General features: G+C 69.7%; 18 protein-coding genes and 1 tRNA gene. 8 read left to right on the top strand and 11 right to left on the bottom strand.

All coding sequences use genetic code 11. The features are described from left to right. Positions 1 to 1,714: metallophosphoesterase (locus tag KBX53_RS04760; protein WP_309140711.1), on the bottom strand; the 1,714-nt coding region annotated here is incomplete at its 3' end. Positions 1,715 to 1,858: 144 nt separating this feature from the next. Here KBX53_RS04760 and KBX53_RS04755 point away from each other — a divergent pair. Both KBX53_RS04755 and KBX53_RS04750 read left to right on the top strand, forming a co-directional pair. Next, a tRNA-Thr gene (locus KBX53_RS04755) sits at positions 1,859 to 1,932 on the top strand. Between the two features lie 1,062 nt (positions 1,933 to 2,994). Further along, positions 2,995 to 3,429 carry a DUF6228 family protein gene (locus KBX53_RS04750; protein ID WP_051708647.1) on the top strand — a complete coding sequence of 145 codons (435 nt, stop codon included), beginning with the start codon at positions 2,995 to 2,997 and terminating at the stop codon, positions 3,427 to 3,429. A 12-nt stretch (positions 3,430 to 3,441) separates the two neighbouring features. Here the strand turns inward: KBX53_RS04750 and KBX53_RS04745 are convergent, their stop codons facing one another. The 7 genes from KBX53_RS04745 to KBX53_RS04720 all read right to left on the bottom strand — a co-directional run bounded on the left by KBX53_RS04745 (position 3,442) and on the right by KBX53_RS04720 (position 9,374). Further along, a complete protein-coding gene (locus tag KBX53_RS04745) occupies positions 3,442 to 3,660 on the bottom strand; it encodes a hypothetical protein (protein ID WP_210857928.1) in 219 nt (72 codons plus the stop codon). 55 nt (positions 3,661 to 3,715) lie between these two features. Beyond that, complete coding sequence (locus KBX53_RS04740; protein WP_210857927.1) at positions 3,716 to 4,981, bottom strand: glycosyltransferase; 1,266 nt, start codon at positions 4,979 to 4,981, stop codon at positions 3,716 to 3,718. Between the two features lie 8 nt (positions 4,982 to 4,989). After that, complete coding sequence (locus tag KBX53_RS04735) at positions 4,990 to 5,601, bottom strand: tetratricopeptide repeat protein (RefSeq protein WP_210857926.1); 612 nt, start codon at positions 5,599 to 5,601, stop codon at positions 4,990 to 4,992. 2 nt (positions 5,602 to 5,603) lie between these two features. Beyond that, positions 5,604 to 5,954 (bottom strand): hypothetical protein, encoded by a 351-nt coding sequence (locus KBX53_RS36165; protein ID WP_245233679.1) that lies wholly within the window; start codon positions 5,952 to 5,954, stop codon positions 5,604 to 5,606. Then, positions 5,909 to 6,748: a hypothetical protein gene (locus KBX53_RS36160; protein WP_247675112.1), complete on the bottom strand. Its 840-nt coding sequence runs from the start codon at positions 6,746 to 6,748 to the stop codon at positions 5,909 to 5,911. Before KBX53_RS36160 ends, KBX53_RS36165 begins: the two co-directional genes overlap by 46 nt. A 1,018-nt stretch (positions 6,749 to 7,766) precedes the next feature. Next, on the bottom strand, positions 7,767 to 8,642 hold the full coding sequence (locus KBX53_RS04725) for a patatin-like phospholipase family protein (RefSeq protein WP_210857924.1): 876 nt from the start codon (positions 8,640 to 8,642) through the stop codon (positions 7,767 to 7,769). An 87-nt stretch (positions 8,643 to 8,729) separates the two neighbouring features. Beyond that, complete coding sequence (locus KBX53_RS04720; protein WP_307857761.1) at positions 8,730 to 9,374, bottom strand: class I SAM-dependent methyltransferase; 645 nt, start codon at positions 9,372 to 9,374, stop codon at positions 8,730 to 8,732. Positions 9,375 to 9,441: 67 nt separating this feature from the next. Between KBX53_RS04720 and KBX53_RS04715 the strand changes: the two genes are divergently transcribed. The 3 genes from KBX53_RS04715 to KBX53_RS04705 all read left to right on the top strand — a co-directional run bounded on the left by KBX53_RS04715 (position 9,442) and on the right by KBX53_RS04705 (position 11,237). Then, entirely contained in the window at positions 9,442 to 9,849 is a 408-nt protein-coding gene (locus KBX53_RS04715; RefSeq protein WP_210857922.1) for a VOC family protein, read from the top strand. 31 nt (positions 9,850 to 9,880) lie between these two features. Further along, the gene (locus KBX53_RS04710; RefSeq protein ID WP_307857760.1) at positions 9,881 to 10,429 is read left to right on the top strand and encodes a DUF4240 domain-containing protein; all 549 of its coding nucleotides are present in this window, start codon (positions 9,881 to 9,883) and stop codon (positions 10,427 to 10,429) included. A 97-nt stretch (positions 10,430 to 10,526) separates the two neighbouring features. Beyond that, complete coding sequence (locus tag KBX53_RS04705) at positions 10,527 to 11,237, top strand: hypothetical protein (RefSeq protein ID WP_210857921.1); 711 nt, start codon at positions 10,527 to 10,529, stop codon at positions 11,235 to 11,237. Here the strand turns inward: KBX53_RS04705 and KBX53_RS04700 are convergent. Continuing rightward, complete coding sequence (locus tag KBX53_RS04700) at positions 11,152 to 11,769, bottom strand: pyridoxamine 5'-phosphate oxidase family protein (protein ID WP_210857920.1); 618 nt, start codon at positions 11,767 to 11,769, stop codon at positions 11,152 to 11,154. The genes KBX53_RS04705 and KBX53_RS04700 overlap by 86 nt on opposite strands. 154 nt (positions 11,770 to 11,923) lie before the next feature. On the opposite strand from KBX53_RS04700, the gene KBX53_RS04695 reads away from it, so the two are divergent. The 3 genes from KBX53_RS04695 to KBX53_RS04685 are packed head-to-tail and all read left to right on the top strand — an operon-like array spanning position 11,924 to position 14,093. Further along, complete coding sequence (locus tag KBX53_RS04695) at positions 11,924 to 12,427, top strand: DUF2231 domain-containing protein (RefSeq protein ID WP_030334266.1); 504 nt, start codon at positions 11,924 to 11,926, stop codon at positions 12,425 to 12,427. Further along, positions 12,427 to 12,978 (top strand): Hsp20/alpha crystallin family protein, encoded by a 552-nt coding sequence (locus KBX53_RS04690; protein ID WP_030334267.1) that lies wholly within the window; start codon positions 12,427 to 12,429, stop codon positions 12,976 to 12,978. The genes KBX53_RS04695 and KBX53_RS04690 overlap by 1 nt, the downstream gene beginning before the upstream one ends. An 8-nt stretch (positions 12,979 to 12,986) precedes the next feature. Then, positions 12,987 to 14,093 (top strand): glycosyltransferase family 9 protein, encoded by a 1,107-nt coding sequence (locus KBX53_RS04685; RefSeq protein WP_210857919.1) that lies wholly within the window; start codon positions 12,987 to 12,989, stop codon positions 14,091 to 14,093. 1 nt (position 14,094) lies between these two features. Here KBX53_RS04685 and KBX53_RS04680 read toward each other — a convergent pair whose 3' ends face one another. Further along, complete coding sequence (locus KBX53_RS04680) at positions 14,095 to 14,973, bottom strand: glycosyltransferase family A protein (RefSeq protein ID WP_210857918.1); 879 nt, start codon at positions 14,971 to 14,973, stop codon at positions 14,095 to 14,097. Continuing rightward, on the bottom strand, positions 14,970 to 15,761 hold a 792-nt coding region (gene rfaE2, locus KBX53_RS04675; protein WP_247675111.1), incomplete at its 5' end, for a D-glycero-beta-D-manno-heptose 1-phosphate adenylyltransferase. The genes rfaE2 and KBX53_RS04680, both read right to left, overlap by 4 nt.

Genomic DNA, 15,761 nt, shown 5'->3' with positions numbered 1-15,761 from the left:
GGTGGGGGGTTAGGGGGGACTTCGGGGTCAGCCAGCTTCTGGTGGGGGACTGGTCGGGGTTCACCTGCCAGTCGCGGGAGACGCGATCCACCCCGATCGGGTAGATGGTCAGCGTGCCGTCCGGGTCGATGCGCAGCCGCAGGAACGACTTGGAGTCCTCAATGCCCTGGCCGGCGAAGAGTTCGTTGACGTTCACCCCGAACGAGCTCGCCACCAGCAGATACGCGGCCACCAGCTGGCTGGCGACCAGACCGATCACCGGGCCGTAGAGCACCGCCGCGGCGACTGCCGGAAGCGGCCACGGCCAGTCGTAGAACGGCAGCGCCAACCAGACCCAGGTGCCGGCCGCCCCCAGGGCCACCTGCGCGACGCCGTGGCCGACGCCGAGGATCCAGTGCCGCGCGTGGCGCTTGCCGCTCGCGCTCGGCGGCTTGGCGAACAGGGCCGCCGCCACCACCGTCACCAGCACCATCGCCACCAGCGGGACGGTGAACAGCCGCTGGTCGGTGCTGTCGGCCCAGTTCGCCGTCGCACCCGCCATGGCCAGCATCAGCAGGGTGTGCAGGGTGCCGAGCAGGGTGGTGAAGCCGGGATTGCGCAGCGGCAACCGGGGGAAGATGCCCCACCCGTAGCGACGGGACCGCGCGGCGTCCGGGTAGCGGGCCACCAGGTCGTACGGCTGGGCGGAGCTGGCCTTGCGGGTCGGCGTGTCCCGCGGTGGCACCTCGATGCGCTCGGGCAGCTTGTGGGTGGGATAGAGGTACGCGCCGCCCCCACCGCAGGTGATCAGCTGTCGGTCCGCCCCGGAGTAGCGGGCGTAGTGGTGCAGGTCGCCGGAGAGCAGCAGCCGCACCCGCGCCCCGGTCGGGTCGATGATCGTACGGATGAAGTAGTCGATCGAGTCGTACGCCGTGGGGTTGTCGACGGCCTTGACCCAGGTCGGCGCCGGCGCCGCGATGATCACCTTGGACTCGGGACCGAGCCGCCGGGCCACCTCGTCGAAGTAGGCCAGCTGCGGGTCGTCGAGGTACGAGCCGGACTGGTCGTCCACGCCGAGCAACCACCAGTCGGCCGGCAACTCCACGGCGAAGTACGACCGGGACTGCCCGGTGCCCCAGCCCGCGAAGTTGCGGTCCCGGGAACGGACGAACAGCCGCAGGAAAGCGGTGAGACCGTCGTACCAGTCGTGGTTGCCCGGCACCGCGAAGAGGGTGGGCTTCTCGGCCGGCGCCACCGGCAGCGCGGCCTGGTACGGCCCCTTGCACCGGTCCTCGTACGCGGCGTAGGCCGCCGACGGGTACACCTGGTCACCGCCCATCACCAGGGTCTGCGCCCGGGGCAGGCGGTGCCCGTCGATGGTCAGCTCGGGCTGCGCCAGCAGGTACGCCACCGAGTAGGTGGCGTTGAAGCCGTCACCCAGGTCGGCCACGTAGTCGAGCCACAGCCCGCCGTCCGGCCCGACCTGGCGGAAGATGCCGTCGCCGAACGCGTTCTGCAACTCGCGCTTGTCGAGGTACGCCCCGAAGAGCACCGCCAGCAGCGTCCGGATGCCGGTGCTGATCAGCAGGAACGGTGCCAGCCACGGCACCGGCTTGCGGGGTGTGAAGCCCAACTCCAGCGGGTCGGTGCTGCGCGGCCGGTGGGCGGCGCGTTCACCGGCCGGCGGGCGGTCGGGACGCTCCGGGCGGGGGGAATCGTCGCGTTCGTCGCTCACCCGCCGCAGCGTAGTGCCGAGTCCGATCATCCGCTGTCCGGTAAACGTCCAGATGGCGGCCGATGTCCGGTTGGTGCTGGCGGATGCGCCGGGGGTATCCGATTCGGTCGCTGCCGCAGGGGTGCCGTACACTTGCTGATCGTTGCCGCCTTAGCTCAGTCGGCTAGAGCGACGCACTCGTAATGCGTAGGTCGACGGTTCGATTCCGTCAGGCGGCTCGGTACGGAAGCCCAGGTCATCGGCCTGGGCTTCTGCCGTTTCTAAGGTCGACCACTCAACCTGCTCACCGGACCACAGCACCCCCTCCCTCCAGCCGGGCATCAGCTTCCCGATCAACCTCGGGGCCACCGAGAGTGACGTTGATCTGAGAGTGATCGAGGAGCTCTGTGACGACGCGGACGCAGTCGGGGCCATGAACGACGGGTCGGAGGCACCCGGCCTGGCGGCGATGCCTTACGGCTGTCACCACTGCTCGTCGAGGGCTGCGATCTGCCTACGGAGGTTTCGGGCATCGGTCGGCGGCAGGACCGCAACGGCGACGTCCAGGACCCAGCGCAGTTCGGGCGGGTTCGGACAGCACTCCATCACCCCGCAGCCGGCGCTCTCGTCCCACAAGCGATGCCATGGGTGGCGCACAAACCATGACCAGGTGCGTAGTGCATCAGACACGGCCTGGTTCCAGAGTCGCGTGCGTTCGAGGGAGGCGATGACCTTCAAGCCCCGGGCCGAGAGTCCAGGGATCACCGAGGTTGACCCGTCAAGAGGTCGCCGGTAGATGAAGTCGGCACGCAGTTGCGCGGGGCGCCTACGCGGCATTGCCCTTTCGTGGAGTCGGCATGCCGATCATCGTTGCACACCGGCTTTCGGCACAGAGCTTGTGAGCGATACCGCCGTAGTCTTACGCCCGTGGGTCCAGATCGACCAGATCCCCGTCCGCTGTCACCAGAGGAGGCCGCGGTCCTGCATGCGTTGCTGTCGCAGGACTTCCCCGGCGCGAGCGAACTCCGGATGCAGTCGCGGAACGTCCTGGCTCAGCCGGGTTGTGGCTGTGGCTGCGGCACTATCTGGCTTTGGCCGCAAGGCCGACACCCACCGGCCTCCGATGCGACGAGTCCGGTACCAGCCGAAGGCATCGTGGTCGACGATCAAGGCAAGACGGTTGGCGGCATCTTGCTGTTCGTTCAGGAGGGCCAATTGGCGGACCTTGAGGTGTACTCATACGACGAGCCACTGCCGATGCCCTCGGCGCACCGGGTTTCGTGGTTCCTCAGAGACCGTCTATGAGCGAACCGTTCGTCCTTGAGAGGTCTGGCGACCAGCGGTGGCTTGTTCATCCGCCGCACGATCCGTACGGCGACGGCTACGTCTACACGATCGCGACGGAGTTGCACGAACTCAACATGACAGCGTCCACAGTCGCCAAGATCGATGGACTCTACGCCTCCCCGGACACGACGCTGCCCGGGTTCGTGGAGAGGCTCGCGGCCGATTGGGAGGGTTGGAGCGGCACCCGTACCTGGACATCGATGGAACGCGAGCTGGTGATCGACGCTCGGCACGACGGTCGAGGCCACGTGTCGCTGGGTGTGACTCTTCGGGCTCCCGGCCCCGACTGGGACGACACGGCCTGGTCCGCCAGAGCGGTCTTCGTCCTCGAAGCGGGAGAGGAGCTGACCCGTTTCGCCGGCGACCTCACACACTTCCTCCGTGCATAGCAGCGGTCGCTCTTACCGCAGCATGTCCGCGTCGCCCGTCTCCTGATCGACAGCCACACGCAACGGCCATCCAAAACTCACGACATGGCAACGCCGCACGCCGGTCACAGTCGCCACCTGCTCGATGGTCACACCCTGCACGCTCGGCGGTTCGCGCAGGTCCTGACGCTCGGCGAGGCGGCCGGCCAGGAATCGCATCGCGATCTGGATCGCCTCATCAGTGTCAACCACGAGAGGACAGTACGTGGTGGAAAGCCAGCCCGGCCATCCACGGACTGTCGCATGGTCATATGTTCAGCAGGCCGCCGTTGCGCTGGGCGTCATCCTTGATAGCGATGAGATTCGCGGAGACGTACGGGATGTTGTGTGTCTGGTGCCATTCGCTCGGGAAGTACGTGACCAACCGGGATGCCTGAAATCGGCATGTGATTTCAGGTACGAACCGAGAATATTTGGCATCCGTGAAGTACCAGAAGGAGTTTTCGTTGTAGAAGGCCACATGCGTTGGATCCTGGTAGGCACCTCGACCGTCGGTGCTAGGGGTCAGCGACAACAGCATCCCGTTCGGTGCGAGCAATCGGTACAACTCGTTGAACAGCGCGACCTTGTCCGGGATGTGTTCCAGGAAGTCCACCGCCCGAATGACCCCGACGCTGTTGTCCGGCAGGTCGACACCCTTCGTTATGTCGCAGACGATGTCGACACCCGAAGCGGCGTGGTAATCCAGACCGAGATACCCTTCCGGCTTGTTGTGGGCGGCGCCCAGGTCGAGTGCCAGGAGTCCCTGCCGCCGCGACCAGGCCAGCACATTGTGTTGAATGTTCCGGTCGTAGATCTCCACCGTGCGCTGCTGGATGCGGGCGTTGACATCCGGAATGCGCTGCGTGTTCTTGGCGTGCATGCGCTGGAGGTACAGGCATTTCTGAATGTGATGGAACTCGCTCACCTGGTACATCCGAGCCATGAGGTCGGCGTCGTCCGCGACGTCGAGCGACTCGTCGTACCCGCCGACCTTCTCGTAGATGTCCCGGCGGAACGCCCGTACGTGGTTGGGCGCGTACCAGATGTAGCTCACGTTGTGCGGGGTCGGCGGCATCGCCCGGCAGACCAGCACCTCGCGGCCGTCCACCTTCTCGTCGTAGTGCCGCCAGCCGAACGAACTCGCGAAACGGTCCTCGGAGCGGCCGCCGTCCTCCTGGATCTGCGCGGTGTCGCTGTAGACGAACCCCACCTCCGGGTTCGCGTCGAAGGCATCGACGATCTCTTGCAGACAGTCGCTACTGAGCAGATCGTCGTCGTCCAGCTCGACCAGGATGTCGCCGGCAGCCTCGGCGCAGGCGTACCCCTTCACAGCGCCGACGCCGTTCAGGTTGTCCTGGACGATGAGCCGAATGCGATCGTCATGCCTCTCGGGCCGCCAACGCGACCCCTGATTGAGGATGACCACCCATTCCCAGTCGGTGAAAGTCTGAGCGACGAGCGATTCGAAACACTCGTCGATGAAGCGAGTGCGGTTGCTCCCCGTGAAGACCGTTACGCGAGGTGTGCGCATGGAGCCAATCACCTACCTGCCGGCGTCGAGGACCGCGTGGTAGGGGACGTGCGGTACTTCGCAGGCACGGCTGAGCTGAGCCCCTTGTCCAGGCGGATCGCCGTCTTGAAGGCGTCCCGCGCCGCCGCGTCCTCACCGGACTGGGACAGCAGCATGCCCAGTCGTAGGTAGGCGGTCGACGACTTGTTGTCGATCGACACGATCTTGCGGTAGATGTCCATCGCCGTCGTCGGTGCCTTACCTTCCAGGGCGATGGCCTTGTTGTAGAGGGCCGGCTTGTAGTTGGCGTCGGCCGCCAGTGCCTTGTCGTAGTTGCTGATCGCCTCGTCGGCCTGATTGCGCGACTGGGCGATGTAGCCCAGGTTGAACCAGGCGAACTTGTTGTCGGCCTCGGCGTCCAGCAGCTTCTCGAAGGTGGCCTTCGCCGCGTCGAAGTCGCCGGCCTGGCCCTGCTCGAGACCGAGCTTCAGCAGATCAGCCGGCGTTTCGGTGCCGCCGTTCGTCTTGTCGGTGTTGCCGGCGTTGTTCGTCTGTGGCTTCTCGGCAGGCTTGTCGCTGCATGCCGTGACACCGGTCAGCAGGACCGCACCGCAGGCGAGCGACCCGAGTATCTGACGCATGTTCATTTCTCCTCCTCGACGACAACGGGGCGGTTCGGCCTGCTGTTCGTCCGGTTGGCCTCGCTACTGTTGGACGTCGCGCGGTCCGACGTCTCGGACGGAGCCCCCAACATCAGCGGCGTGGCGAGTGAAATGCAGGAGACCCAGATGTCGGCGCCCCCGCCGGTAAAGGTGAACTGGTAGCCGCTGGTCGTGAGTGGCTGGATGAGCACGGGGTTCACTCCTGCACCCGATAGCTGATATCCGGTTCCGACAGCGATATCTCCCGGCTCACAGCCGAAATCGACGGGGGTGTCTGCGATCACGGTCAGCGGACCCTGGATGTAGGCGGCCTGGATTCCGTTGCCCGCCACGCCCTGCGCGCCTTGGGCGCCCTGCGTGCCCTGCGCACCTTGGGCGCCTTGGAAACCTTGAGCGCCGGTGGCGCCTTGTGCGCCCGTGTCGCCCTGCGGGCCTTGGGCACCGGTGGCGCCTTGGAAGCCCTGGACCCCTTGGGCCCCTGCGTCGCCCTGTGGGCCTTGAGCGCCCGTGGCGCCTTGAGCGCCTGTGTCACCTTGTGGGCCTTGGGCACCGGTGGCGCCTTGGAAGCCCTGGACCCCTTGGGCCCCTGCGTCGCCCTGTGGGCCTTGGGCACCGGTGGCGCCTTGGGCGCCTGTGTCACCTTGTGGGCCCTGAGCGCCGGTGGCGCCTTGTGCGCCTTGTGCGCCTGCATCGCCCTGTGGGCCTTGGGGGCCGGTGGCGCCTTGGGCGCCTGCATCGCCTTGCGCGCCTTGAGCGCCGGTGGCGCCTTGAGCGCCTGCATCGCCTTGCGCGCCTTGGAAGCCTTGTGCGCCCGCGGCTCCCTGTGGGCCTTGGGGGCCGGTGGCCCCCTGTGCGCCTGCATCGCCTTGGGCGCCTTGGGCACCTGCGTCGCCTTGTGGGCCTTGGGGACCGGTGGCGCCTTGAGCGCCCGCGTCACCTTGAGCGCCGGTGGCGCCCTGTGAACCCTGAGCGCCGGTGGCGCCCTGAGCCCCTGCATCGCCTTGGGGGCCGGTGGCGCCTTGAGCGCCTGCATCGCCTTGCGCGCCTTGGAAGCCTTGGGCGCCGGTGGCACCTTGGGCGCCCGCATCACCCTGAGCGCCTTGAACGCCTGCGTCGCCTTGGGCACCGGTGGCGCCTTGGAAACCCTGAGTACCTTGGGCGCCCGAGTCGCCCTGTGCGCCCTGTGCGCCTGCGTCACCCTGCGGGCCTTGAGCCCCGGTGGCGCCTTGAGCGCCTGCGTCACCCTGAGCGCCTTGAGCGCCTGGCACGCCGGTGGCGCCCTGAGCGCCTTGGAAGCCTTGAGCACCTTGGGCGCCTGTGTTGCCCTGGGCGCCTTGGGCGCCCGTGTTGCCTTGAGCGCCCTGGCTGCCCGCTTCGCCTTGGAATCCCTGTGCGCCTTGAGCGCCTGCGTCGCCCTGGGCACCGTGAGCGCCCGCGTCGCCTTGAGCGCCCTGAGGGCCTTGGGGGCCTTGCTTGCCGTGCGGGTAGTCGTCCTTGTCCTTGTCCTTGTCCTTGTCGTGACCGCCCCAGGGGCTCTGCCAGCCCTGCGGACCGTAGTCCGGTTGCCCGTCGGGGTACTGGTCCCACGAATCGTCGGGCCCGTCGCTGTCTTGGCGGACCGTTGACCAGGATGAGGGCCACACGCCGAGTTGGCCAAGCGGGCCGGGCGTACCGATGTGTACGTCCTGTGCGGACGGCTTCGCTTCCACCGGTTGCGCTGCGGCTGCGGGCCCACCCGTCATTCCGACTACCAGTAGGGCGGAACTCAGCCCTGAAGCCGCCCGGGCATGGTTCAGCCGCCGCCGCCGCAGCCGTCGGTTGTTGCTCATGACCCCTCCAGAGCCACCTCGGATACACCCAGAGCTACCTACTAGTCACTCGCCGCTATTGGCGGGCGAGTCGTAGCGTATTCGACCCATTGGTCGGTCGAGGGGGGTTTTGGTGGCACCTAGATACATTTAGGAGAATGCGGAACTTACTTACGATCAGGGCATAGGCCCTGGCCACCGCGTTGCGGGCCGCCCATTCCAAGGACTCGTCACGTCGGGGGGCGGCTCACCGCCGCACCCGCAGGTCGCGGTAGGCGTCACGCTCCTGCTGGGGAAGCGCCACCGTGCGAACGACGTCGCGAGGAGGCCTCGGCGTCAGCCTCGCGTCTCTCGCCCCGGCGTTGACCCCGCGAGTGCGGCGGCCACCCGGAGCGCCTCGCGTCGGCCCTGGTCGCGGGCTGCGGCTACGAGCGCGGGCACGACGGATCGGTCCATCACGCCGGTCCCCTGCGCTCGTCTGGAGGCTTGGTCGCGAAGCAGCAACTCCACCCGGCGGCCCGTGCCCAGCGCGGCTCGCTGCTTCTCGATGCGCGCCCACGGCCCGATCGCGGCGGTGCTCGGCGCGAGGGCGATGACCGGGCCGTTTCCGGGGGCGAGGTCGAGGTTGAGGGTCGACCGCATGCCGCCATCCATGTAGCGGTGGCCGCCGATGGCAACCGGGGCGGCCGAGATCGGCATGGCGCAGCTCGCGGCGACAGCGTCCACCAGGGGTACGCCGTCGTGCCTGGTGAATGTGCGGCTGGCGCCCGTCCCGGTGTCGACGGCCACGATGCGAAGGTCGGCGTCGTCCCGCCAGGCGTGGTCGGGCAGTCGAGCCTCGGCTATCCGGCGCTGCCGGGACGGGTCGTCGATGCGTGCGGCGAGGGCGAGCCGGCCGAGGCGGCGAGCGGCCTGCTCGGGGCTGCGCGCGAACAGTTGTGCCCGGGCGAGCCGAAGCAGGTCGAGCAGGCGCAGGGCGGGTGAGGTCTCGTGGGCGACGCCGCCGCGCTGTCGCTCGAAGAGTTCCGCCAGGGGGGTGCCGCTGGCGATCTGGGCACCCACGACGGCACCGGAGCTGGTGCCGATGAGGACTGCCTCCGGGGTCACGGTCACCCCCTCGTCGGCAAGCCCGGCGAGGATGCCGACCTCCCAGGCGATGCCAGCTACTCCACCGCCACCGAGCACCCAGACAGGCCGCGCGTCGTCCGTCATCAGTCGCCTCATTCGGTGGAATACTGCTAACGCTGTACGCAGTTGAGGCTAACAGTGGTGACTGTGGATCGACAACGGGTGCGGTGCTCAGGGTTCCCGTCGGCCGACGATGGTTCCGCCGAGTCGGCTCTCCGCCGAGGTGACGGTGGTCTGCGAGTCGACGGTGAACCCGTGCTGACGTAGCCAGGCCGCTACCTGGGCTGGCTGCCGACGATGGACGTGCACGTTCATCGGGTGGCCGCCGTAGCCCTCCGTCTTGAGGGTCGTCTCGTCGCCCACGTGGAACCCGAGCAGCAGGGGGCCACCGGGGCGGATCACCCGCCGGAAATGCGCGAACACGGAGTCGATCTGGTCGTCGGGGATGTGGATGAGGGAGTACCAGGCGACCACGCCAACGACCGAGTCATCGGCCAGGTCGAGGTCGGTCATCGAGCCGACCTCGAACCTCAGCTCAGGGTGATCACGGCGGGCCACCTCGATCATCCCGGGCGAGAGATCGATCCCGAAGGCGTCGACGCCGAGCGTGTGCAGGTGGGCGGTGATGCGACCCGTCCCGCAGCCCACATCGACGACCGGCCCGCCGCCGGCAGCCCGCACGAGATCGGCGAACGACGTCAGCGCGGCTCGTTCGTGCGGTGCCTGGGCCAGCAGGTCGCGTACCAGGCGCGCGTAGCTGACCGCGACCGTGTCGTAGGAGGTGCGGGTCTCCGACAGCCAGTCGTCTGCGGTCACCACGCCAACGCTAGTTGAGCTACACACTGATGGCTGGCCGTGCCCGACCGACAGTTTGGAGGCGTCCATGACTTCCGCACCGGTGATCCTGAGTCTTCCCATCTCGGACCGCGCTACCTCATACCGCTTCTATCGCGACGGACTCGGCCTCGACGCCGTGGGCGAGTTGGCCGACGACGGCATTCCCGAACCGTTGCAGTTCGTGGTCAACGACGGGCTGCGGCTGATGCTCATCCCGACCGGCGGCTTCGGCTGGGTGATCGGCCGGCACGAGGTCGCCCCGAGGGGTCAGAGCGAATGCCTGCTCAACCTCGTTGTCGCCTCGCCGGCCGACGTGGACGCGCTCGTCGGGCGGGCGCGCACCGCCGGTGCCGAGATCATCACCGAGACGGCAGCGCAACCCTGGGCGTACGCGGGCGTCTTCGCGGACCCGGATGGTCACTTGTGGATGGTGACCGCCGACTCGGAGTCCTGAAACCGTCGGTGGTGGTGGTTACGGTCCGACGGTGACCGTGACCACCGATGCCCCCGGGACGCTGCCCACCCCTGCCGACGAGGCCCGACTGTGGGCACTCATCGAGGCGGCCTGGGCCGAGTTGGGCGCCGAGCCCCTGGCGCTGCGGCAGGCCCTCATCCACCGCGACCCCGCCGATGACGACGACGGCGACGGGCCGGCCTACGCCATCGACGCCTGGCTGGACGCGTTCCTGGACCGTCTCGGGCACCTGACCGCCGAGCTGACCGGGCAGGAGCTGACCGATCTCGACCGGGTGGTGGAGCGCAAGCTGCACGACATCGACCGGGAGGACATCCACGAGGTGAGCGACGGCTCCGACGACGGTTTCCTCTACGCGCGAGGGTTCATCGTCGCCCTGGGGCGGGCGTACTACGAGGCGGTCCGCGCCAACCCCGCGATGGCGCTGCCGGACGCCGACTGCGAAGGGATGTGCTACCTGTTCGCGCACCTGCACAACGATCGGTTCGGTTCGTGGCCGGAGACCGGCTCCGGGATCTCCCGGGAGTCGTTCGGCAACCGGGCCGGCTGGTCAGCCTGAGCGTCATCGTCGGAATAGGCCCCGGTCCGGCCACACCGGTGGGAGATCCGCCTGCACGAGACGGCAGGTGGCCCTGAGGCGCGGTTAGCATCCGTCCATGACTACGGGGGTTTCAGCAACGACGGTCCGACCAGGGCGGCGCGTCGTCGTCGCGTCCAGCGTGCTGCTGGGGCTGAGTGGTCTCGCCCGGCTCGCGCAGGTGGCGGCCGAGGCCGTTCGGGAGAACACCTACCTGAGGGCACACGAGCAGGTGGGCACGCCGAGTGGCTTCGCTGCCCCGCCGATGGTGTTCCTCATTGGTGTCGGCCTGGTCGTGGCGTTGACCGCCCTTGTCGTGCTGGCGCTGGCGCTGGCCAATCTGGCCGGTCGGAACTGGACCCGGATCGTCACCTGGGTTGTCGGCGGCGTGACGGTGGCGGTGTCGGCCGGTTGGCTGTTCATCTTCACCGTTCCGGGCGGCGACGATATCCCGCAGAGTCCTGACGCGAGTCGGGTCGAGGAGGTCGCCGCTCAACTGATGCCCGGGTGGGCCGAGCCGCTCAGCACCGCGGCGGGGTTCGTGGCGTCGCCCGCACTCCTGATCGCCCTCGTCCTGCTGGCACTCCCACCCGCCAACGCCTTCTTCCGATGGCGTGGCGGGGTGCAGGATCCGCCGTATCCGGCCGGGACCACCCGGCCTGACGGCGGGCGTGTTCCCCAGCAGGTCCAGGTCGGCGGCGGGATCAGACGTAGATTTTCGTGGCGTACTCCGGGCCGTAGTGCCGCTCCAGGTCCTCCAGGGTCTCCGCCGGTGCCTCGACCTCCTTGATCAGGCGGGCGCGGGACGGCAACACCTCGGGCTGCCAGGTCTCCGGCCGCCACAGCTCGGACCGCAGGAACGCCTTCGCGCAGTGGTAGAAGATCTGCTCGATCTCCACCACCACGGCGAGCACCGGCCGGTGCCCCTTGACCACCATGTCGTCGAACCAGGGCGCGTCGCTGACCCGGCGGCCCCGCCCGATGCTCCGCAGCGTGTCGGTCCGGCCGGGGATCAGGAAGAGCAACCCGATGTGCGGGTTGTCGAGGATGTTGCGGTAGCCGTCGGCCCGCCGGTTGCCGGGCCGCTCCGGCAGCGCGATGGTCGTGTCGTCCAGCACCAGGGCGAACCCGGCCGGGTCGCCCTTGGGTGAGACGTCGCAGGTGCCGTCCGCGCCGGCAGTGGCCATCAGACAGAACGGCGAGGCGCCCAGCCACTCGCGGTCCCGTTGGTGCAGGCGGGGGCGGTCCTTGCTGGCGGCCCGTGGGTGCGGCACGCCGAGCAGCTCGCGCAACTCCTCATGAGTGGTGATCTCCACCGTCACGTCGATCCTCCCTCGACCGTTGAGCCGGTGGCGGGTACCACCATTCGTCAGCCTAGGCCGCCGTGACCAGCGCGAGGTTTGCGCCGGACAGCGTTGGGTACGGCCCGCCGTACGAGAGCGTCGCGCAGTGCAGCCGATCAGTGGAGGCCGGGAGATGGAGAGCCGACTCAAGGTGCTGGGCCACCCGGTCCACCCGATGCTGGTCATGTTTCCGGTCGCGCTGCTGGCCACGGCGGTGCTCTTCGATGTGGTGGACACCGTCGGTGGTCCCGACTTCCTCGGCGAGGTCGCGTACTGGAACATCACCGTCGGTCTGATCGGCGGCCTGCTCGCCGCGGCGGCCGGCTCGTTCGACCTGCTGGCGATCCCGACCGGCACCCGCGCCAAGCGGGTGGGTCTGCTGCACGCTGGCGCCAACGTCGCGGTGATCCTGCTCTTCGCGGCGATCTGGGTGGTCCGGCTCAACGCCGATTCCCGCGCCGCTGGCGGCGCGTTGCTCGTCGTCGAGGTGGTCGCGCTGGCGATCCTCGGCATCAGTGCGTGGCTCGGTGGTGAGCTGGTCGACCGGCTCGGTGTTGGCGTCGACAGCGACGCCGGCCTGGACGCGTCCAGCTCGCTGCGGCCGCCGGCGGCCACCCAGCGGATCGGAGAGGTGTGATGAGTGAACAGCAGTTCGGCGGCTTCGGTCGGGGATGGCGGGGCGGACGGCAGCAGGGCTGGGACCCGATGGGGGAGCTGCAGTCGCTGCGCGCCGAGTTGAGCCGCCTGGTCGGTGGTCGCGCCGGGGCGTCCGACGTCGAGTTGACCGAGACCTCGGACGGCTGGGAGGTCGTCGTCCGGCTGCCCGGGGTGGCGCCGGAGGAGGTGGCCGTCGAGTTGGACGACCGCGAGTTGTGCGTACGGGCCCGCTCGGAGGCGGAGGTCAACGCCGACCAGGGCATCCCGGGCGGTTTCGAGACGCGCGGCTTCGAGTACCGGGTCAACCTGCCGGCGCGGGTCGACCCGGATGCCATCGACGCGGTGATGGACCACGGTCTGCTGCGGGTTCGGCTGCCTCGGGCGACCCGGCCCGCGCCGCGCACCATCACTGTCGGTCGCACCGGGCCGCGCTCCGGCGACCTCCTGCCGGGTACGCCGATGCCGGCCGACCCCGCCGCGGACCGGGAGCTGCACCGCCCGGACACCGCTGACGAGATCGACCGGCCGTAGCGGGCCGCGTGGTCAGCCCTCCCGTGCTCGGCCCGACCGCCGAGCGCCTTCCCGACGTGCGGCGGATCGCCGTGCTGCGCGCCAACGCGCTCGGCGACTTCATCTTCGCCCTGCCGGCGCTGGACGCGTTGCGCGCCGCGTACCCCTCGGCGGAGATCGTGTTGCTCGGCGCGCCGTGGCACGCGAAGCTCTGGCGCGACCGGCCCGGCCCGGTGGACCGGGTGCTGGTGGTGCCGGCGGCGCCCGGCATCCGTACGGCGGAGCCGGGCGAGCCGGAGTCGTCGAGGGACGACTTCCTGGCCGCTGCCGCCGGTGCGGAGTTCGACCTGGCGGTGCAGATCCACGGCGGGGGCGCCAACTCCAACCCGCTGATCAGTCGGCTCGGTGCCCGGTTGACCGTCGGCCTGCGCACCGAGGACGCGCCGCCGCTGGACCGGTGGCTCCGCTACGTCTACTACCAGCACGAGGTGATCCGCTACCTGGAGGTGGTGGCGCTGGCGGGAGCGCCAGCCACGACTGTCACGCCGAGGCTCGCGGTGACCGACGCCGACCGGGCCGAGGCCGCCCGGGTGCTGGGCCCGGTCGATCGTCAGCGGGTGGCGCTGCATCCGGGTGCCACCGACACCCGCCGCCGCTGGCCCGCCGAGCGCTTCGCCGAGGTGGCCCGTGCGCTGCACGCGGACGGCTACGAGGTGCTGGTCACCGGCACCCCGTCCGAGCAGGAGGTGGTGGACCGGGTCGTCGCCGCGGCGCAGGTGCCGGTGCGCCCGCAGGTGGGCACGCTCAGCCTCGGTGGGCTGGTGGGTTGCTACGCCGACTGCGCGGTGGTCGTCTCGAACGACACCGGCCCGCTGCACCTGGCCGCCGCGGTGGGCGCTCCCACGGTGGGGATCTTCTGGGTCGGCAACCTGATCAACGGGGCGAGCCCGCTGCGGGGCCGGCACCGGCCGATCAGCTCGTGGACTGTGCACTGCCCGGTCTGCGGGATCGACTGCACACCGGGCATCTACCCGCACCGGCCGGGCGACGGTGAGTGCCCGCACCGGGACTCGTTCGTGACCGACGTCCCGGTGATCGAGGTGCTGGAGGCCGCCCGGGAGGTGCTCGGCCGGTAGGTCACGCCAACTGCGGGGTGTCCTCGTCGGCGAGGACGACCTCCCACGCCTCCACGTCCCGGTCGGTGACGGTGGTGGGGGACTCCAGGTGGTACGCGCCGCTGGGCAGGATGCCCGCGCCGCCGTAGCGGGACATCACGGCGAGCTGCGCGGCCACGTCCTCGCCCTGGTGCTTCTCCTGCACCCGACGCCAGAAGTCGAAGCCGCCGGCGTCGACGAGCTTGGCCCGGTCGTAGAGCACGCACCCGCCGATCCAGGAGACCTTGTAGGCCCGCCACGCCCCCGGCGGCAGCGCCAACTGCTCGGTGATGTGCAGCAGGTTCGCGGCGGAGTGGATCCGGGCCCGGTTCCACTGCGGGGTGTCGGGTCGGATCCGCTCCGGTGTGGGCGGGCCGGCCCACTCCTCGTAGAGGCCGTGCGTCTCCGGCCGCACGTCATCGGTGTACGACAGCCCGTGCACACCGTTGCCGACGAACCCGCAGCCCAGCTCGCCGATCGCGGTGACCAGTCGGTGCAGCGCACCCGGTGCCAGCCAGATGTCGTCGTCGAGGTTGAGGACGTACCGGGCGGCCGAGGCGGCGAGCAGGTACGCCCGGTGTTCGGCCAACCCCCGCCGTGGCAGCCGGCGGGTCAGCAGCACCGGGTGACCCCGGTGGCGCAGCGCCCGGACCATGGTGGCCGCGGCGGGGTGCGCGTACGCCGGGTCCCCGTCGGACTGATCGCTGACGACCACGCCGAAGCCGGGCAGCCCGTCCTGGGCGACGAGCCCGCTCAGCGTGACGGCCAGCTCGGTGGGCCGGTTCCGGGTCGGAATCAGCACGTCGAGCAGCCGGTCCGCCCGGAACGCCGCCGGGGTGCCGAGGTCGAGAGGGCGGTTCACGACGCCTGGGTGTGGGTGCGCAGCGACGGGTCCGGCTCCCGGTCGTCGACGTGCGGCGACAGGTCCTGGCTGTGCGACCGGATCCGCTCGATGATCGCGGAGGTGGACCGGTCCGGCACGTACCCGAGGGTGCGCACCTGGCCGCCCAGCCGGCGCACCAACGGTGCCTCCGGCACCAGCTCCGGCGGATAGTCGCCGCCCTTGACGTACACGTCCGGTCGGACCGCCTCGATCAGCGCGGCTGGTGAGTCCTCCTCGAAGACCACCACGTGGTCCACGCAGGCGAGCGCGGCGAGCAGGGCACCCCGGTCCTCGACCGGGTTGACCGGCCGGGCCGGGCCCTTCAGCCGTCGTACGCTGCCGTCGGAGTTGACCGCCACGATGAGCAGGTCACCCAACGCGCGGGCCTGCTCCAGGTAGCGCACGTGCCCGCGGTGCAGCACGTCGAAGCAGCCGTTGGTGAAGACGATCGACCGTCCCGCCTCGCGGTGTTCGGCGACGATCGTGTCCAACTCGTCCCCACCGACCAGCGCGGGGTGGCCCGTGGTGTCGGTCGGCTGGTCGAGCGCGGCGAGCAGGTCGTCGCGTCGGCACACGCAGGTGCCCGTGTCCGAGACGGTGATGGTGGCCGCCAGCTGGGCGAGTTGGGCGGCGGTGGGCAGCGGCGCGTCGGCGGCCAGGGCCAACGTCATCGCCGCCAGGTACGCGTCGCCGGCACCCACGGCGTGGCTGGCCGGCACCGGGGTGCTGTGGCTGCGTCGTGGCTCCCCGTCGGCGCCGCCGACCAC

The sequence above is a fragment of the Micromonospora sp. M51 genome, assembly GCF_018070305.1.
GTDB classification, from domain to species: Bacteria; Actinomycetota; Actinomycetes; order Mycobacteriales; family Micromonosporaceae; genus Micromonospora; species Micromonospora parva.
Note: the sequence above shows the minus strand (reverse complement) of the source record. Positions and strands in the feature narration are given on the sequence as shown.